A 2,329-nucleotide genomic window follows, 5' to 3' on the forward strand; every position below is an offset into this window, starting at 1 on the left:
CACGGCAAGACCCAGATTGTTTTTATCGAAGACTTTGTCAGCCCGGTAGCTGGAGCGGACCATGGGGCCGGATGGCACTTCCATGAAGCCCTTCTCCAGGCCGATTTCCCGGTAACGGTTGAACTCTTCGGGGGTGACGTAGCGTTCTACCGGCAAGTGGTTCGGAGTAGGGCGCAGGTACTGGCCCAGAGTCAGGATATCCACACCGATGGCGCGCAGATCGTCCATGGTTTCCAGGATTTCCTCTTCGGTTTCGCCGAGCCCCAGCATCAGGCTGGTCTTGGTAAGCACGTCCGGACGGTGCTTCTTGGCGTGCTCCAGGACCCGGAGGGTTTTTTCATACCCGGCACGCGGATCACGAACCCGACTGGTCAGCCGCTTGACGGTTTCCACGTTCTGGGCAAAGACATCCAGCCCGGAATCCACCACCTTCTCAACGTCCGCCATCACCGCATCAAAATCCGGCGTCAGCGCCTCAACGGCGACTTCCGGCGTGCGCTGTTTGATGGCAGAGACGCAAGCGGCATAGTGGGCAGCGCCGCCGTCTTCCAGGTCGTCACGGTCTACCGAGGTAAGCACAATATAACGAAGGCCCATCAGCTCTACGGACTTGGCCGTGTTCTCCGGCTCTTCATGGTCAAGCCAGCCTTTCGGGTTGCCGGTGTCCACCGCGCAGAATTTGCAGGCCCGGGTACACACAGACCCCATCACCATGATGGTGGCCGTGCCGGCGGTCCAGCACTCACCGATATTGGGGCAATGAGATTCCTGGCAAACGGTGCTCAACCGGTGCTCACTGACGTTCTTGCGTACCGCCTCATAGCGCTCGCCCCCGGGCATGCGTGCCCGGAGCCATTTGGGCTTCGGCTCTCGCTTTTCCGCTGTTGTGGCTTCCTGCTTCGACGACCGCTTGACGCCATCCTTGATGGCTGAGAAGCCATGTTCGTTGCGGAATTTGGAACCACTGGTAATGCGGGTTTTTGCGCTGTCGCTCATTGCAACCGGACTCTCGATTCGGGCATGGGGAACACTAAAGAGTAATGGGCTGGCGGGGGAGTTACAAGACAGATAGGGGCAATCACGGGGGTGCCGGGCACGACATTGGTCGTACCCGGTTGACCCTTATCAAGCCTGGGCTTTGTCCAGGGCCTGACTGATGTCGGCAATGATGTCGTCGACATGTTCGATGCCGATGGACAGTCGCACCAGATCCTCGCTCACACCGGCGCTCTTCAACTCCTCCGGGTTCAGCTGTCGGTGGGTGGTGGTGGCCGGATGGCAGGCCAGGGACTTGGCGTCACCAATGTTTACCAGGCGCAGGATCAGCTCCAGAGCATCAATGAACTTTGCTCCGGCTTCCCGGCCACCCTTGATGCCGAAGCTCAGGATGCCAGACGCCTTTCCGCCACAAATCTTGTCGCAGGTTGCCTTGTAGGGGCTGTTGGCCAGGGTCGCGTAATTCACCCACTCCACAGAGGGGTGGTCCTGCAGGAAATTGGCGACTTTCTCTGCGTTCTCACAATGACGTTCCATGCGCAGCGCCAGGGTTTCCAGGCCCTGCATGATCAGGAACGCATTGAACGGGGCCAGGGCAGCACCGGTATTACGCAGCGGTACCACGCGGCAGCGGCCGATAAAGGCTGCAGGGCCCAGAGCGTCGGTGTAGACCACGCCGTGGTAGGACGGGTCCGGCTCGTTCAGCATCGGGAATTTGTCGGCGCTGGCTTTCCAGTCAAACTTGCCGGAATCCACTACTACGCCAGCGACGGTAGTGCCGTGGCCACCGATGTACTTGGTAAGCGAGTGGATAACGATATCGGCACCGTGCTCAATCGGGCGGCACAGGAAGGGGGTGGCCACCGTATTGTCCACCATCAGCGGAATACCGTGCTTGTGGGCGATCTCGGCCCAGCGCTGGATGTCGACCACATTGCCCGCCGGGTTACCGATGGACTCGCAGAACAGGGCGCGGGTGTTTTCATCAATGGCCTTTTCCACGGCGTCGAAATCATCGTGACCCACCATCCTGCACTCAATGCCCTGGTTCGGCAGGGAGTGGGCAAACAGGTTGTAGGTGCCGCCGTAGAGCTTGCTCACCGAGACGATGTTGTCGCCGGCGCGGGCCAGGGTCTGGATCGCCGCCGTGGTGGCGGCCATGCCCGAGGCCATCGCCAGGGCGCCGATGCCGCCTTCCAGTTGGGCGACGCGCTCTTCGAGCACCGCGTTGGTCGGGTTCATGATGCGCGTGTAAATGTTGCCCGGCACTTTCAAGTCGAACAGGTCCGCACCGTGCTGAGTGTCATCGAAGTAGTAGCTGGTGGTCTGATAG

2 protein-coding genes are annotated in these 2,329 nt (G+C 60.3%); both read right to left on the reverse strand.

From position 1 onward, the window contains the following. A partial coding sequence (lipA, locus tag B2W52_RS12790; protein ID WP_286803424.1) for a lipoyl synthase occupies nt 1–996 on the reverse strand: 996 nt, incomplete at its 3' end. 129 nt (nt 997–1,125) lie between these two features. Continuing rightward, the coding region (locus B2W52_RS12795; protein WP_286803426.1) for an O-acetylhomoserine aminocarboxypropyltransferase/cysteine synthase family protein at nt 1,126–2,329 on the reverse strand (1,204 nt) is incomplete at its 5' end.

This window comes from Marinobacter sp. UBA2498 (assembly GCF_002341575.1).
Lineage (GTDB): Bacteria > Pseudomonadota > Gammaproteobacteria > Pseudomonadales > Oleiphilaceae > Marinobacter > Marinobacter manganoxydans.